The sequence below is a fragment of the Enterobacter cloacae complex sp. IR5441 genome (assembly GCF_049238215.1).
Lineage (GTDB): Bacteria > Pseudomonadota > Gammaproteobacteria > Enterobacterales > Enterobacteriaceae > Enterobacter > Enterobacter hormaechei_C.
In genome coordinates this window covers 1-16029 of record NZ_JBMKIA010000038.1, presented here as the reverse complement: position 1 = coordinate 16029, position 16029 = coordinate 1, and the positions used below count along the sequence as shown (strand labels likewise).

The 16029-nt window shown below is 57.3% G+C and carries 16 protein-coding genes and 1 riboswitch; of the genes, 6 read left to right on the top strand and 10 right to left on the bottom strand.

The window, feature by feature from the left end:
• Positions 1-122 precede the first annotated feature (122 nt).
• The 8 genes from ACOTX5_RS23180 to ACOTX5_RS23145 all read right to left on the bottom strand — a co-directional run bounded on the left by ACOTX5_RS23180 (position 123) and on the right by ACOTX5_RS23145 (position 8102).
• The gene (locus ACOTX5_RS23180; RefSeq protein WP_045911886.1) at positions 123-1664 is read right to left on the bottom strand and encodes a sensor domain-containing diguanylate cyclase; all 1542 of its coding nucleotides are present in this window, start codon (positions 1662-1664) and stop codon (positions 123-125) included.
• Between the two features lie 338 nt (positions 1665-2002).
• On the bottom strand, positions 2003-3130 hold the full coding sequence (thiH, locus tag ACOTX5_RS23175) for a 2-iminoacetate synthase ThiH (RefSeq protein WP_015569973.1): 1128 nt from the start codon (positions 3128-3130) through the stop codon (positions 2003-2005).
• Positions 3130-3897, bottom strand: coding sequence for a thiazole synthase (gene thiG, locus ACOTX5_RS23170; RefSeq protein WP_045911887.1), 768 nt, complete (start codon positions 3895-3897; stop codon positions 3130-3132). Before thiG ends, thiH begins: the two co-directional genes overlap by 1 nt.
• Position 3898: 1 nt before the next feature.
• Positions 3899-4099, bottom strand: coding sequence for a sulfur carrier protein ThiS (thiS, locus tag ACOTX5_RS23165; protein ID WP_003862324.1), 201 nt, complete (start codon positions 4097-4099; stop codon positions 3899-3901).
• The gene (locus ACOTX5_RS23160) at positions 4083-4838 is read right to left on the bottom strand and encodes a HesA/MoeB/ThiF family protein (RefSeq protein ID WP_045911888.1); all 756 of its coding nucleotides are present in this window, start codon (positions 4836-4838) and stop codon (positions 4083-4085) included. The genes thiS and ACOTX5_RS23160 overlap by 17 nt, the downstream gene beginning before the upstream one ends.
• On the bottom strand, positions 4825-5466 hold the full coding sequence (thiE, locus tag ACOTX5_RS23155) for a thiamine phosphate synthase (RefSeq protein WP_032646852.1): 642 nt from the start codon (positions 5464-5466) through the stop codon (positions 4825-4827). Before thiE ends, ACOTX5_RS23160 begins: the two co-directional genes overlap by 14 nt.
• Positions 5466-7361 carry a phosphomethylpyrimidine synthase ThiC gene (thiC, locus tag ACOTX5_RS23150; RefSeq protein WP_045911889.1) on the bottom strand — a complete coding sequence of 632 codons (1896 nt, stop codon included), beginning with the start codon at positions 7359-7361 and terminating at the stop codon, positions 5466-5468. The genes thiE and thiC overlap by 1 nt, the downstream gene beginning before the upstream one ends.
• A gap of 79 nt (positions 7362-7440) precedes the next feature.
• A riboswitch (TPP riboswitch) is annotated at positions 7441-7550 on the bottom strand.
• A 54-nt stretch (positions 7551-7604) separates the two neighbouring features.
• Positions 7605-8102, bottom strand: a complete 498-nt coding sequence (locus ACOTX5_RS23145) for an Rsd/AlgQ family anti-sigma factor (RefSeq protein ID WP_017384077.1) — start codon at positions 8100-8102, stop codon at positions 7605-7607.
• Between the two features lie 95 nt (positions 8103-8197).
• Here ACOTX5_RS23145 and nudC point away from each other — a divergent pair, with 95 nt between their 5' ends.
• From nudC to ACOTX5_RS23115, 6 genes are all read left to right on the top strand, one after another.
• Entirely contained in the window at positions 8198-8971 is a 774-nt protein-coding gene (gene nudC / locus ACOTX5_RS23140; RefSeq protein WP_015569966.1) for an NAD(+) diphosphatase, read from the top strand.
• A gap of 38 nt (positions 8972-9009) precedes the next feature.
• A complete protein-coding gene (hemE, locus tag ACOTX5_RS23135) occupies positions 9010-10074 on the top strand; it encodes a uroporphyrinogen decarboxylase (protein WP_022650209.1) in 1065 nt (354 codons plus the stop codon).
• Between the two features lie 9 nt (positions 10075-10083).
• Positions 10084-10755 (top strand): deoxyribonuclease V, encoded by a 672-nt coding sequence (gene nfi, locus ACOTX5_RS23130; protein WP_003862312.1) that lies wholly within the window; start codon positions 10084-10086, stop codon positions 10753-10755.
• 41 nt (positions 10756-10796) lie between these two features.
• Entirely contained in the window at positions 10797-11387 is a 591-nt protein-coding gene (locus ACOTX5_RS23125; protein ID WP_003862310.1) for a YjaG family protein, read from the top strand.
• Positions 11388-11573: 186 nt separating this feature from the next.
• Positions 11574-11846 (top strand): nucleoid-associated protein HU-alpha, encoded by a 273-nt coding sequence (gene hupA / locus ACOTX5_RS23120; RefSeq protein WP_002445246.1) that lies wholly within the window; start codon positions 11574-11576, stop codon positions 11844-11846.
• 11 nt (positions 11847-11857) lie between these two features.
• A complete protein-coding gene (locus ACOTX5_RS23115) occupies positions 11858-12550 on the top strand; it encodes a DUF1481 domain-containing protein (protein WP_045911890.1) in 693 nt (230 codons plus the stop codon).
• A gap of 48 nt (positions 12551-12598) precedes the next feature.
• Here the strand turns inward: ACOTX5_RS23115 and purD are convergent, their stop codons facing one another.
• Both purD and purH read right to left on the bottom strand, forming a co-directional pair.
• Complete coding sequence (gene purD, locus ACOTX5_RS23110) at positions 12599-13891, bottom strand: phosphoribosylamine--glycine ligase (RefSeq protein ID WP_015569963.1); 1293 nt, start codon at positions 13889-13891, stop codon at positions 12599-12601.
• Between the two features lie 15 nt (positions 13892-13906).
• A complete protein-coding gene (gene purH, locus ACOTX5_RS23105) occupies positions 13907-15496 on the bottom strand; it encodes a bifunctional phosphoribosylaminoimidazolecarboxamide formyltransferase/IMP cyclohydrolase (protein ID WP_045911891.1) in 1590 nt (529 codons plus the stop codon).
• Positions 15497-16029: the final 533 nt, after the last annotated feature.

Sequence of the window (16029 nt, the reverse complement as noted above, 5' to 3'; positions counted from 1 at the left end):
ACCGCTTTACCGCGATTGTGTGTCAGGCATCACAAAGAAATCGGCATTTTTCTGAAACCGGTTACAATTTTACAGCGGAGAGCATTCTGCCCGTCAGATCGGGCAGAATTTGAGGAAGGGTATTATCGGCTGGCCGTGCTTACGATGCGGTTTTTACCCTGTTGTTTAGCGGTATACAGCGCTTCATCTACGCTACCGATAAATTGTTCCAGCGGTTCGAAGTGCCACTCCCCCATCCCGGCGCTGAAGGTCACTCGCAGGTTCTCTTCCCGCCAGGTCCGCTTCTCAACGGCGGTGCGCCAGGCTTCCAGTAGCGCGTGCGCGGAGTTCATCAGCTCGGCCGGGAATATCACGCCGAACTCTTCTCCACCGTAGCGGTAAACGTAAACGTGGTGCGGCTGCATGATCTGAATACCTTCCCGCGCCACGTTGCGCAGCACAATATCCCCGCTCAGGTGGCCCCAGGTGTCGTTAATGGATTTGAAGTTATCGATGTCGATCAGCGCCAGAACGAAGGGTTGATGAGCAGTCAGCAGCTCATCCACATCGTTATCGAACGCACGGCGATTTTTGCAGCCTGTCAGCGCATCATGGGTGGCCTGACGGACATAGGCCAGCTCGCGTTCTTTATTGGTTCGAATGGTATGGCTGAGCATCGCCTCAAGGCGTGGCGCCTGGTTGACGTCGCCGGTTTTGATGGCGTTGATAATGTTCATCAGCACAGAACGCGAGGCATGACGAAGGTAAAGCCCGAACAGAATGATGATGATTGCCGCCAGCGCAAATCCCCAGCCGACGACGGTGGTTTCATGCCGGGTGATGACGGTAAGCGTGGCATCGGAGACCCGATAAATCACAAACCAGTCCGGATTGGTGAAAGAGTAGTAGTAATACCAGGTTTTACTTTTGGGGTCGAAAAGATGGCCTTCGCCGCTGGTCATTTTGTCCATCAGCGCTTCGCTTACATACTGCTTAAAGAGCGCCCCCGTGTCCGGATGCAGCACAACGGCGCCGTCACGCTCCACGACAAAAAACTCACCCTGAACCGGCGCCACCATCTGGCGCAGGGTATACCCCATGGACGTTAAATCAAGATGGAAAGCGAGCGTGCCCTTCAGACGGCCTTCCGGTGAAATGACCGGCTTATAGAGGGTGACAGTAGGATGTTGGGTGAAATAGTCCAGATAGGGGCGGGTGTAGTGAGGAAAGTTGCTGGCTTCCGCTTGCCCGACAAACCATGGGCGGGTTCTGGCGTCGAACGACTTACTTTTCTCCGTTGGCAGCACTTCCGGCGCGCGCAGATGGCGCCCTTCTGTGTCCGCCAGAGAGATAGACGACACCGTCGGCATCAGGTTCTGCAAATGCATCAACATCTGCAAACCGTGTGTCGGATCGATATTTATTGTCTGATTTACTCTGTCGTTACGGGCGAAGTACATCGCAGCGCGACCAAGAATATAGTCATTTTCTCGCAGGATGGATTCGGTATAGTTCACCGCCAGATTATGGGTGAAGTTACCATTAATCTTATGATAATCCTCAAGAAAATCCTTTCTCTGTGAAAGGATGACCAGGACGGCGATCAGCGCGAAACTGAACAGGATCCCCGCGAAGCTGACCATAATTGGCCGGGTAAAAGAGAGCTTTTTACTGTGGAGTGCCATGAGTTGTACATCAATCCAGATGGTAGACGCGTTGCGTCTGTCGATACCCTCAGCATAGTCGCTGTCCGGTTGCTGGTAGTAAATTATACAGAAGGCGATTACCGACGAGATGATTTATCTTAAGCGTAGATAAGAAACGACGTATTTATTGTATCAATTGAATTTTGTTTAAGAGGCGGAGGGCAGGGCGAAACGAGGAAGAAGCATTTTCACCCTGGTCAGCGTCCGTTGCTGACGTGGTTAAGCATAAGAAAACCGGGCAGATCGCCTCAATCGCCCGGTTATGATCTTACGAGCCGCCTCGTAACCTTTTCGCATTTTTGCAGACAGTTTCAGCGCTAATGCGAGGCTCTTCCCAGCCAGCTATCCCAGTCTTTCCACACCGGCTGTAGCCCCTGTGCAGTCAGGGCTTCCGCCACCGCTTCGGGCCGTCGGCCGTCGTGCGGTGCAAACTGTTCCAGTTCCGGGTGATCGTCCGCGTAACCGCCCGGCTGCGTTTTGGAAAAGGCGCTGACGTTATTGATCGCCAGCGGGATCGCGCGGTCGCGAAACGCGGGGGATTCACGCGTGGAGAGCGACAATTCCACTTCCGGCGCGAACAGGCGAAATGCACACAGGGTTTGCACCAGCTGGCGCTCATCCATCAGCGAGGCGGGTTCAACGCCTCCCGTACAGGGACGCAGCCGCGGGAAAGAGATGGAATAGCGGCTTTGCCAGTACTGCTGCTGTAGCCACAGCAGATGCTCCGCCACCATATAGCAGTCCACCCGCCAGCTGTCGGACAGACCAATAAGCGCGCCCAGCCCAATTTTATCGATACCGGCGCGCCCCAGCCTGTCCGGCGTTTCCAGCCGGAAGATGAAATCCTGCTTCTTCCCTTTCAGGTGATGCCGGGCATAGGTCGCCTCATGGTAGGTTTCCTGATAAACCATTACGCCGTCCAGCCCGAGGGTTTTCAGCTCCGCATATTCCTCCTGCGACAGAGGCTGCACTTCCATTTGCAACGAGGCAAATTCGCGGCGGATGGCCGGAAGATGCTGGCGAAAATAGTCCATCCCCACTTTGCCCTGATGTTCACCCGTCACCAGCAGGAGATGTTCAAAACCCATCTCACGAATAGCCGCACACTCGCGGGCGATCTCATGCTCATCCAGCGTTTTACGCTTAATACGGTTGCTCATGGAGAAACCACAGTAGGTGCAGTCATTGGCGCACAGATTAGAAAGATAGAGCGGCACGTAAAAGCTCACCGTGTTGCCAAAACGCTGGCGGGTGAGGCGTTGCGCGCGCTGGGCCATCGGTTCAAGGTACGCGCTGGCTGCCGGAGAAAGCAGGGCCATCAAATCCTCGCGCGTCAAATGTTTGGCTGTTAATGCCCGCTCTACGTCCGCAGAGGTTTTACTGTTGATGCGTAAGGCAATATCGTCCCAGTTAAGCTGACGCCAGCGATCGGTAAAGGTAGCCATCAGAGTGCCTCCAGAAAATCGGTCAGCGGGCTGGTGGCCTGCGCCTTAACACTGCGCGAGCCGGGGCCGGACTGCCGAGCCAGCAGACCGGACTCCACGGCAAGGCGGAACGCACGCGCCATCATCACCGGGTCGTCGGCCACCGCAATCGCGGTATTGACCAGCACCGCATCGGCCCCCATCTCCAGCGCCTGCGCGGCGTGACTGGGTACGCCGATGCCCGCATCCACCACCACCGGCACGGTCGCCTGCTCAATAATGATTTCCAGCATCGCGCGGGTCTCCAGCCCCTGGTTGGAGCCAATGGGGGCGCCCAGCGGCATTACGGCCGCGCAGCCGACCTCTTCCAGACGCTTACAGAGCACGGGGTCGGCACCACAGTAGGGCAGAACGGTGAATCCCTGCTGCACCAGTTTCTCTGCCGCTTTCAGGGTTTCGATCGGATCGGGCAACAGCCAGCGGGCGTCCGGATGAATTTCCAGCTTCAGCCAGCGGGTGTCGAGCGCTTCTCGCGCCAGTTGCGCAGCGAAAATTGCTTCCTCGGCCGTTTTCGCACCGGAGGTATTCGGTAAGAGCGTCACGCCTGCCTCCAGTAACGGCGCAAGTATGGCATCGTTGTGCTGACGCAGATCCACGCGCTTCATCGCCAGCGTCACCAGCTGGCTGCCGCTTTCACGAATGGCATCCACCATCAGCTGCGGGGAGGCGAATTTTCCGGTTCCGGTAAACAGATGTGAATCAAAGACTTTGTCGGCAATACGTAACATCTTAGCCCCCTGCGATAACCTGAAACAGCAGGATCTGGTCGCCTTCATTGACCTGCTGATGTTCCCACCGCTCGCGCGGCAGGATCTGTTGATTGAGCGCCAGCGCCGTTCCCGGCTTCAGCTGGCGCAGCGTGTCGAGCAGGGCGGCAACGGTGAGATCGTCGTCGCACGTCATCGGCTCATCGTTAAACAGAATGCGCATTGCGGCCTCCGCATACCGGGCAGTGGCTGGCACGGTTTAACGCCAGATGACGCCAGCCGCTGGAGCGGGCGTCGAACAGCCGCAGCGTGTTGCGTTCTGTCTCCATGCCGCTGAGCAACTTGATGGTCTCCAGCGCCTGAAGAGTACCCATCACGCCCACCACCGGGCCCAGAATGCCTGCCGTGCGGCAGTTACGCTCCGGTTCAGCCTCGTCCGGCCACAGGCAGCGGTAGCAGCCCTGTGCCCACGGCGGCGTAAGCACTATTATTTGCCCACCGAAACCGACCGCGCTGGCGGTGATCAGCGGCGTGTTCTGCGCAACACAGGCCGCGTTGATGGCCTGACGTGTCGCCATATTGTCCGTACAGTCCAGCACCACGTCGGCAAGGGCCACTTCGCGTTGCAGATCTTCCCCGCTCAGCCGCGTCTGGAGTGCGACCAGTTCGATATCGGGGTTAAGCTGGTTCAGCCGCTGGCGCGTAACGTGCGCTTTAGGCTGGTTGATATCTTCTGTCGTAAAGAGAATTTGCCGTTGCAGATTGCTGAGATGTACCTCGTCGTCATCGGCCAGCACCAGCGTGCCCACGCCCGCGCCGGCCAGATACAGCGCGGCGGGGGTGCCTAATCCGCCCAGACCGACAATCAGTACCCGGCTGGCGAGCAGCTTTTGCTGCCCCTCGATGGCGATATCCTCCAGCAGGATCTGGCGGCTGTAACGCATAAAATCACGATCTTTCATCACCTGCTCCTGCCAGTTGTAAAAGCTGCGCGGTGGCGGCCTGCCAGTCTGCCGCCTGGGTGATAGCGCTGACGACGGCGATACTGCCGACGCCGGTCTCCAGCACCGCGGGCGCACGTTCAAGGCTGATCCCGCCGATGGCAACGGTGGGGTAATCGGCAAGGCGCTTAACGTGGGCCGCCAGCTGCGTCAAACCCTGTGGAGCGGACGGCATCTGTTTGGTTTTCGTCGGGAAGACGTGCCCGAGCGCGATGTAAGAGGGGCGGGCCGCCAGCGCCACGTCGATCTCCATATCATCGTGGGTAGAAACGCCCAGCCGCAGACCGGCGTCACGGATCGCGTTGAGATCGGTCGTTTCCAGATCTTCCTGTCCCAGATGCACGCCGTACGCCTGGTGTTTAACCGCCAGCCGCCAGTAGTCGTTGATAAACAGGCGGGCGTGGTAGCGACGTCCCAGCGCGATAGCGGCGATCACGTCGGCCTCCACCTCTTCATCGCGTTTATCCTTAATGCGTAGCTGGAGGGTGCGAACGCCAGCTTCCAGCAGGCGGGCGATCCACTCCACGCTGTCCACCACCGGGTAAAGCCCTAAGCGGAAGGGCACGGAGGGGAAATCGGGCTGGTACATTACGCCTCCTCCTTTTTGAGGTAGATTTCGCCGCCTTTCGCGCGGAAGGTTTCCGACATGTCCGCCATGCCGACTTCAATGGTCTGCGCGGCGGCGTAATCGCGTACTTCCTGGCTGATTTTCATCGAGCAGAATTTAGGTCCGCACATGGAGCAGAAGTGCGCAACTTTGCCCGATTCCTGCGGCAGGGTTTCGTCGTGATAGGCGCGGGCGGTGAACGGATCGAGGGCCAGGTTAAACTGGTCTTCCCAGCGGAATTCAAAGCGCGCTTTGGACATGGCGTTGTCGCGGATTTGCGCGCCCGGATGGCCTTTCGCCAGATCCGCCGCGTGGGCGGCAATCTTGTAGGTGATCAGCCCCTGCTTCACGTCCTCTTTGTTTGGCAGCCCGAGGTGCTCTTTCGGCGTCACATAGCAGAGCATGGCGCAACCGAACCAGCCGATCATCGCCGCGCCAATGCCTGACGTGAAGTGGTCGTATCCCGGCGCAATATCGGTGGTCAGCGGCCCCAGGGTGTAGAACGGTGCTTCGTGGCAGTGCTCCAGCTCTTCGGTCATGTTGCGACGGATCATCTGCATCGGCACATGGCCCGGGCCTTCAATCATCACCTGCACGTCGTACTCCCAGGCGATTTTGGTCAGCTCGCCCAGCGTGTGCAGCTCGGCAAACTGCGCCTCGTCGTTAGCATCGCGGATGGAGCCCGGGCGCAGGCCGTCGCCCAGCGACAGGGAGACGTCGTAAGCGGCGCAAATTTCGCAGATTTCGCGGAAGTGTTCGTAGAGGAAGTTTTCCTGATGATGGGAAAGGCACCATTTCGCCATAATCGAACCGCCGCGTGAGACGATACCGGTCAGACGTTTCGCCGTCATCGGCACGTAGCGCAGCAGCACGCCCGCGTGGATGGTGAAGTAGTCCACGCCCTGTTCCGCCTGCTCCAGCAGCGTGTCGCGGAACGCTTCCCAGGTGAGGTTTTCGGCGATGCCGTTGACCTTCTCCAGCGCCTGATAAATCGGGACGGTACCGATCGGCACCGGGCTGTTACGCAGGATCCACTCGCGGGTTTCATGAATATAACGGCCTGTGGAAAGATCCATCACCGTGTCCGCGCCCCAGCGCGTCGACCAGACCAGCTTTTCCACCTCTTCTTCGATGGATGACGTCACCGCTGAGTTGCCGATATTGGCGTTGACCTTCACCAGGAAGTTGCGGCCGATAATCATCGGCTCGGATTCCGGGTGGTTGATGTTGGCAGGGATAATGGCGCGCCCGGCGGCCACTTCGTCACGCACAAATTCCGGCGTGATGTTTTCCGGCAGGCGAGCGCCAAACCCTTCACCCGGATGCTGGTGGCGCAGCACTTCGCTGCGGATGCGCTCGCGGCCCATGTTTTCGCGGATGGCGATGAACTCCATCTCCGGCGTGACGATCCCCTGGCGCGCGTAGTGCAGCTGGGTCACGCATTTACCCGCTCTGGCGCGTTTCGGCGTCAGCAGGCCGGTAAAGCGCAGCTCGTCCAGACCGTCGTCGGCCAGGCGCGCGTTGGTATACGCCGAGCTGCGCACGCTCAGTTCTTCGCAGTCGTTACGGGCGTCAATCCACGGCTGGCGCAGTTTTGCCAGACCCTGCTGTACGTTGATAGCAACAGAAGGGTCGCCGTACGGGCCGGAGGTGTCATACACCGGCACGGCTTCGTTGTCTTCAAACTGCGGGTTTTCTTTGCTGCCGCCGATAAGCGTCGGGCTGAGCTGGATTTCGCGCATCGGCACGCGGATATCAGCCTGTGAGCCGGAAATGTAGATGCGTTTCGAGTTCGGGAAAGCGGTGCCTTCCAGGGTGTCGATGAAGCGTTGTGCGTGTTCGCGCTGTTCGCGGCGGGTCAGTTTTGCAGTAGACATAGCTCATTCCAAAAGTGAAGGACATGGCTTGTCAGACGACGGATGAAGCAAGAGAAGATCGCCTCAGGGGCGATACAACAGCAGTGTGACTCTTGTTCCCTTCGCAGGTATTAACCTGATCAGGTTCCGCGGATCCCGAATTAACGGTCTCAGCCCGTGCTTTCACACTGGGCACTCCGACAAGAAAAATCCCCCTCGTGAGAGGGGCGAATGGTTGTAAATTACTCGTTAACGATTAAGAACTCAAGCAGGGCGCGCAACGTTATCGCTGGTGCTGATATTCAGGTTGTTGTCCAGCACGAGGGCGATGAGCTTGTCTTCCAGCGTGAATCGCTCTTCCAGCGCTTCGCCAAGATCGGAAAGCGCCTGCTGAAACTCAAGATAGTTATCGTGATCGATAGCGTTCTCTAGCGTGGAATCGTAGTAGTCCATGATCTGCTGGGTGTTGGCTTCCAGCAGCGGACAGAGTTTGCTGGCCGCTAAATACGGCGTTGTCCCTTCCATTTCGCGGATAATGCGTTCATAAAGGTTGAAATGGCCGTCGGAAAGGTAGTCGACCAGGCTCTGACAGAAGTCGTCCAGCGCTTTTTCATTCAGCCGCATAAAGGATTCTTTGCCAGGCTTAAGACCAACCAGATTGTAATACGCCACGAGTAGATGCTTGCGCACATGTAGCCAGCGATCCACCAGGGTGTTACTTCCTCCAACGCGCTCAGTCAGGCTTTCCAGCTGGTTTAACATGGTCGACTCCATAAAGTTTAGAATGGGATCTGCTTATCCAAAATGTAACCACAATGCTAACAACATGTCAGTGAAGCGAAGGTAGTGCAATAGATATGGATCGTATTATTGAAAAATCAGATCTGGGTTGGTGGATCGTCAGTCACGAACAAAAATTATGGCTGCCCGGTGGGGAGATACCCTACGGCGCGGCAGACATCTTCGATCTCGTCGGCCAACCTGCGCTGCGGATCGGCGAGTGGCAGGGCGATCCGGTATGGTTGATCCAACAGGCTCGTCGTCAGGATATGGGATCCGTTCGTCAGGTGTTGGATCGGGATGTCGGCCTGTTCCAGCTGGCGGGGCGCGGCGTGCAGCTGGCGGAGTTTTACCGCTCGCACAAATACTGCGGCTACTGCGGCCACACCATGCACCCGAGCAAAACCGAGTGGGCAATGCTTTGCGGCCACTGCCGTGAACGCTACTACCCGCAAATCGCACCGTGCATCATTGTCGCCATCCGCCGTGATGATTCCATCCTGCTGGCGCAGCATACCCGCCATCGCAACGGCATTCACACCGTCCTCGCCGGGTTCGTGGAAGTCGGCGAAACGCTGGAACAGGCGGTGGCGCGCGAGGTGATGGAGGAGAGCGGCATTAAGGTGAAAAACCTGCGCTATGTGACGTCGCAGCCGTGGCCGTTCCCGATGTCCCTGATGACCGCGTTTATGGCGGAATACGACAGCGGCGAGATTGTTATCGATCAGAAAGAGCTGCTGGAGGCGAACTGGTATCGCTACGACGATTTACCGCTGCTGCCCCCACCGGGAACGGTGGCGCGTCGCCTGATAGAAGATACCGTGGCAATGTGTCGGGCCGAGTATGAGTAGTGTTACACTGACGGACTGACGCAATAAGGAACTGCAAAATGACCGAACTGAAGAATGATCGTTATCTGCGTGCGCTGCTGCGCCAGCCCGTTGATGTCACCCCGGTGTGGATGATGCGCCAGGCGGGACGCTATCTGCCAGAGTACAAAGCCACGCGCGCGCAGGCAGGCGATTTTATGTCGCTGTGCAAAAACGCCGAGCTGGCCTGTGAAGTGACGCTCCAGCCGCTGCGCCGCTTCCCGCTCGATGCCGCCATTCTTTTTTCGGACATTCTCACCATTCCGGATGCGATGGGCCTTGGGCTCTATTTCGAAACCGGAGAAGGCCCGCGTTTTACCTCTCCGATCAAAAGCAAAGCCGACGTTGATAAGCTGCCGATCCCCGATCCTGAAGGCGAGCTGGGCTATGTGATGAACGCCGTGCGCACCATTCGCCGCGAACTGAAAGGCGACGTGCCGCTGATTGGCTTCTCCGGTAGTCCGTGGACGCTGGCCACCTACATGGTGGAAGGCGGCAGCAGCAAAGCCTTTACCGTCATCAAAAAGATGATGTACGCCGAGCCGCTGGCCCTGCATGCCCTGCTCGACAAGCTGGCGAAGAGCGTCACGCTCTATCTCAACGCGCAGATTAAAGCGGGCGCGCAGTCGGTGATGATTTTCGACACCTGGGGCGGCGTGCTGACCGGACGTGATTATCAGCAGTTCTCCCTGTACTACATGCACAAAATTGTCGATGGCCTGCTGCGTGAAAACGAAGGCCGTCGCGTGCCGGTGACGCTGTTTACCAAAGGCGGCGGTCAGTGGCTGGAAGCGATGGCGGCCACCGGCTGCGACGCGCTGGGCCTCGACTGGACCACCGATATTGCCGATGCGCGCCGTCGCGTGGGGGACAAAGTGGCGCTCCAGGGCAACATGGACCCGTCCATGCTCTATGCGCAGCCTGCCCGTATCGAAGAAGAAGTGTCGACTATACTGTCTGGTTTCGGCCAGGGCGAAGGCCACGTCTTCAACCTCGGTCACGGTATTCATCAGGATGTACCGCCAGAACACGCTGGCGTATTTGTGGAGGCGGTGCATCGGCTTTCTGCCCAGTATCATAAGTAAGGAGTGGTTATGGATCTCGCGTCGCTACGCGCTCAGCAAATCGAACTGGCTTCATCAGTGATCCGCGAGGATCGTCTGGATACGGACCCTCCGCGGTACATTGGCGGGGCGGACGTCGGGTTTGAGCAGGGCGGTGAAGTGACGCGAGCGGCGATGGTGGTGCTGAAATACCCTTCGCTGGAGCTGGTGGAGTACAAGGTGGCGCGTATCGCCACCACCATGCCCTATATCCCCGGCTTTCTCTCCTTCCGCGAATATCCCGCGCTGCTGGCCGCGTGGGAGCAACTCTCGCAAAAACCCGATCTGCTGTTTGTTGATGGGCATGGTATCTCCCATCCGCGTCGCTTAGGCGTCGCCAGCCACTTTGGTCTGCTGGTGGACGTGCCGACCATCGGCGTAGCGAAAAAACGCCTGTGCGGCGCGTTTGAGCCGCTCTCTGCCGAACCGGGCGCACTGGCGCCGCTTATCCATAAAGGCGAGCAGCTGGCGTGGGTCTGGCGCAGTAAAGCGCGCTGCAACCCGTTGTTTATCGCCACCGGGCATCGGGTCAGCATGGATAGCGCACTGGCGTGGGTGCAACGCTGTATGAAGGGCTACCGTTTACCGGAGCCAACCCGCTGGGCTGACGCCGTGGCCTCTTCACGTCCGGCATTCATTCGTTGGCAGGAAATTCAGCCGTGATTCAGGTAAACTGCGGCTAATTTTCGATTCGAGACATCATCATGTTACAAAACCCGATTCATCTGCGCCTTGAGAAGCTGGAAAGCTGGCAGCACGTGACGTTTATGGCTTGCCTGTGCGAGCGCATGTATCCCAACTATGCCGCGTTCTGCAAGCAGACGGCGTTTGGCGAAGGCCAGATTTATCGTCGTATCCTGGATTTAATCTGGGAGACGCTGACGGTCAAAGATGCGAAGGTAAATTTTGACTCTCAGCTCGAAAAGCTGGAAGAGGCTATTCCGGCTGCGGATGATTTCGACCTGTATGGCGTCTACCCGGCCATTGATGCCTGTGTGGCGTTGAGCGAGCTGATCCACTCCCGTCTGAGCGGTGAAACCCTGGAACACGCCATTGAAGTCAGTAAGGCATCCATTACCACCGTTGCGATGCTGGAAATGACCCAGGAAGGCCGTGAAATGACCGACGAGGAGCTGCGTGCTAACCCGGCGGTTGAACAGGAATGGGATATTCAGTGGGAAATTTTCCGTCTGCTGGCGGAGTGTGAAGAACGTGATATTGAGCTGATCAAAGGGCTTCGCGCGGACCTTCGCGAGGCCGGCGAGAGCAATATTGGTATAATTTTTAACCAATGAGACAACAAAACGTGATTTAACGCCTGTTTTGTCACTCCTCGACTCTTCCCTTTCGCCCCCCGTCTGGTCTACATTTGGGGGGCGAAAAAAAGTGGCTATCGGTGCGTGTATGCAGGAGAGTGCTTTTTTGGCATTTTCGTCGCACTCGATGCTTAGCAAGCGATAAACACATTGAAAGGATAACTTATGAACAAGACTCAACTGATTGATGTAATTGCGGACAAGGCTGATCTGTCTAAAGTGCAGGCTAAAGCTGCTCTGGAATCTACCCTGGCTGCTATTACTGAGTCTCTGAAAGAAGGCGATGCTGTACAACTGGTTGGTTTCGGTACCTTCAAAGTGAACCACCGCGCTGAGCGTACTGGCCGCAACCCGCAGACCGGTAAAGAAATCAAAATCGCCGCAGCTAACGTGCCGGCATTTGTTTCTGGTAAAGCACTGAAAGACGCAGTTAAGTAAGACGCGTGGCAGTGAACAGTTTTAACGAAGGGGCGGCAACGCCCCTTTTGTCATTCTGGCCTGGAACGCTCGCGCTGGCAGGCGTACTGTTGCTGTCTGCCTGTAGCCATGATTCCTCACTCCCCCCGTTTACCGCCAGCGGCTACGCTGACAACCAGGGTGCGGTCAGGATCTGGCGCAAAGATTCCAGCGATGAAGTCCATATGCTCACCGCATTCAGTCCGTGGCATAACGGCAACACCTCGACCGCAGAATACCGCTGGCAGGGCGATGCGCTGTCGCTCATTGAACTGAATATCTACAGTAAGACTCCCGAACACGTGAAGGTGCGTTTCGACGACCACGGCGAGCTGAGCTTTATGCAGCATGAGGTCAGTGGACTGAAACAGCAGCTTTCCAGCGATCAGGTCGCCCTCTACCGCTACCGTGCTGAACAACTCCGCCAGACCAGCGATGCGCTGCGTCAGGGCCGCGTGGTGCTGCGCCAGGGGCGCTGGCATGCCGACGGCACGGTGACCACCTGCGAAGGGCAGACGGTGAAGCCTGAGCTTGAATCCTGGGCAACCGAACACATTCAGCGTCGTCAGCGGCATTCATCTGTGGAGGTGAGTGTGGCATGGCTGGAAGCGCCGGAAGGCTCTCAGCTGTTGCTGGTGGCGAATGAAGATTTCTGCACCTGGCAGCCGACAGAGAAGAGTTTCTGACGTAAATCCCCTCTCCCTGTGGGAGAGGGTTAGGGTGAGGGTGTGAAATTACTCTCCCTGCTCCCGCGCAATGGCACGATAGCCGATATCCTGGCGGCTGAAGCTGCCATTCCAGTGAATATCCGCCATCAGCGCATAGGCGCGCTTCTGCGCCTCTGCCACGGTCTGGCCCAGCGCGGTCGCACACAGCACGCGACCGCCGTTGGTGAGCACGCGGTCGTCGTCAGAGAGCTTTGTACCGGCGTGGAACACCTTCGCACCGTCAATCTCTTCCAGCGGCAGGCCGTGGATCTCATCTCCGGTGTTGTAGCTACCCGGATAGCCACCCGCAGCAATCACCACACCTAAAGAGGCACGCTCGTCCCACTCGGAAGTTTTCTCGTCCAGCTTGCCTTCGCACGCCGCCAGACACAGATCAACCAGATCGGACTTCATGCGCAGCATGATCGGCTGGGTTTCCGGATCGCCGAAGCGGCAGTTGAATTCAATCACCTTCGGGTTACCCTGCTTGTCGATCATCAGGCCTGCGTAAAGGAAACCGGTGTAGGTATTGCCTTCCGCAGCCATCCCCTTCACGGTTGGCCAGATGATGCGGTCCATGGTGCGCTGGTGTACTTCGTCAGTGACCACCGGAGCAGGGGAGTAAGCTCCCATCCCGCCGGTGTTTGGCCCCGTGTCGGCATTGCCTACGCGCTTGTGATCCTGGCTGGTCGCCATCGGCAGAACGTGCTCGCCGTCAACCATCACGATAAAACTCGCTTCTTCGCCGTCGAGGAACTCTTCAATCACGATGCGGTGGCCCGCGTCGCCAAAGGCGTTACCCGCCAGCATATCCTGCACGGCGGCTTCCGCTTCTTCGAGGGTCATCGCCACGATAACGCCTTTCCCGGCAGCCAGGCCGTCGGCTTTGATCACAATCGGCGCGCCTTTTTCACGCAGGTAAGCCAGAGCAGGCTCTACCTCGGTGAAGTTCTGATATTCCGCCGTCGGGATGTTATGACGCGCGAGAAAATCTTTGGTGAAGGCTTTTGAGCCTTCCAGCTGCGCAGCCCCTTCCGTTGGGCCGAAAATTTTCAGGCCCGCGGCGCGGAAGGCATCTACAACGCCGATCACCAGCGGTGCTTCCGGGCCAACAATCGTCAGATCGATATTCTCGTTTTGGGCAAAGCTCAGCAGCGCCGGGATGTCGGTTACGCCGATGGCGACGTTCTGTAGCGCGGGCTCCAGCGCGGTCCCGGCGTTACCCGGTGCCACAAAGACGGTTTCAACCTGCGGAGACTGCGCTGCTTTCCACGCCAGGGCGTGCTCGCGCCCGCCGTTACCAATCACTAATACTTTCATTTTCTGCTCCGGGAATTAATGGCGGAAGTGGCGCATGTCGGTGAAGATCATTGCGATGCCATGCTCGTCGGCAGCGGCAATCACTTCGTCATCACGGATTGAACCGCCAGGCTGGATCACACAGGTGATGCCCACAGCAGCGGCCGCATCGATACCGTCGCGGAACGGGAAGAAGGCGTCAGAGGCCATGGCGGAACCTTTGACTTCCAGACCTTCGTCACCTGCTTTAATACCCGCGATTTTTGCAGAGTAAACGCGGCTCATCTGGCCTGCGCCTATTCCGATGGTCATGTTCTCTTTGGCGTAGACGATGGCGTTGGATTTCACGAACTTCGCCACTTTCCAGCAGAACAGCGCGTCACGCAGTTCCTGCTCGGTTGGCTGACGTTTGGTGACGACACGCAGATCGGCTTCGCCCACCATACCCAGATCGCGGTCCTGAACCAGCAGCCCGCCGTTCACGCGCTTGAAGTCCAGGCCTGGAACGCGCTCTGCCCACTGGCCGCAAACCAGTACGCGCACGTTCTGTTTCGCCGCGGTGATTTTCAGCGCCTCTTCGGATGCTGATGGCGCGATGATCACTTCGACAAACTGACGGGAGATGATGGCCTGCGCGGTTTCCGCATCCAGCTCGCGGTTGAAGGCGATAATGCCGCCGAACGCGGAGGTCGGGTCGGTTTTGTAGGCGCGATCGTAAGCTTCCAGAATAGACGCACTTACCGCAACGCCGCATGGGTTGGCGTGCTTGACGATAACGCAGGCTGGCTCGCTGAACTCTTTCACGCATTCCAGCGCGGCGTCGGTATCGGCAATGTTGTTATAGGAGAGGGCTTTGCCCTGTACCTGCTGGGCAGTCGCTACAGAGGCTTCTTTTACCTCTTCTTCTATATAGAAGGCAGCCTGCTGGTGGCTGTTCTCACCGTAACGCATATCCTGCTTCTTAATGAAGTTCAGGTTCAGCGTGCGCGGGAAGCGGCCAGAGGGATCTTTGCTTTCACCGTGGTAGGCAGGTACCAGGCTACCGAAGTAGTTGGCGATCATGCTGTCGTAGGCGGCGGTATGCTCGAAGGCTTTGATGGCGAGATCGAAACGCGTTTCAAGCGTCAGGGACCCTTCGTTGGCATCCATCTCATTAATAATGGCGTTGTAGTCACTACTCTTTACCACGATGGCCACATCTTTATGGTTCTTGGCTGCGGAGCGCACCATGGTCGGGCCGCCGATGTCGATATTCTCAACAGCGTCTTCCAGAGAACAGCCTTCGCGGGCAACGGTCTGGGCAAACGGGTAGAGGTTAACAACCACCATGTCGATTGGCGCGATGTTATGCTGTTTCATAATACCGTCGTCCTGACCGCGACGACCAAGAATGCCGCCGTGCACTTTCGGGTGCAGGGTTTTGACGCGTCCATCCATCATTTCCGGGAAACCGGTGTAATCGGACACTTCGGTTACCGGCAGACCTTTATCTGCTAACAGGCGAGCGGTACCGCCTGTAGAAAGCAGCTCCACACCGCGTGCGGAAAGTGCCTGAGCGAATTCGACGATACCGGCTTTATCAGAAACACTGAGCAGAGCGCGGCGGACTGGACGACGTTGTTGCATGGTAAATCCCCTGGATTTCACGATTACAGAGAGCGTTAGATGAATTTTCCTGCGAAAAACTCATCTAACACACCTGACGGGGCATCCTTGTTAAGCGCGAGCATTTTAACGAAAACGTTTGCGCAACGCTCGCACATTTTCACTTTTTCGTATCATTGTGGATAAGTCTGTGTGTAAAAAGGTATAAGGCGGGGTTTTGCTGTGTAATGCAGCAGTCAGTCATTTTTCTGTCATTTAGCGGTTGCGGCCTGCGGAGAACTCCCTATAATGCGCCTCCATCGACACGGAACATGTGAATCACTTCACAAACAACCGGGTCGGCTGAAGAGAAAAAATCCTGAAATAACGGGTTGACTCTGAAAGAGGAAAGCGTAATATACGCCACCTCGCAACGGTGAGCGAAAGCCGCGTTGCACTGCTCTTTAACAATTTATCAGACAATCTGTGTGGGCACTCAAAGTGACATGGATTCTTAATGTCCTCGGACACTAAATGAATACCAAGTCTCAACGAGTGAACACGTAATTCATTAC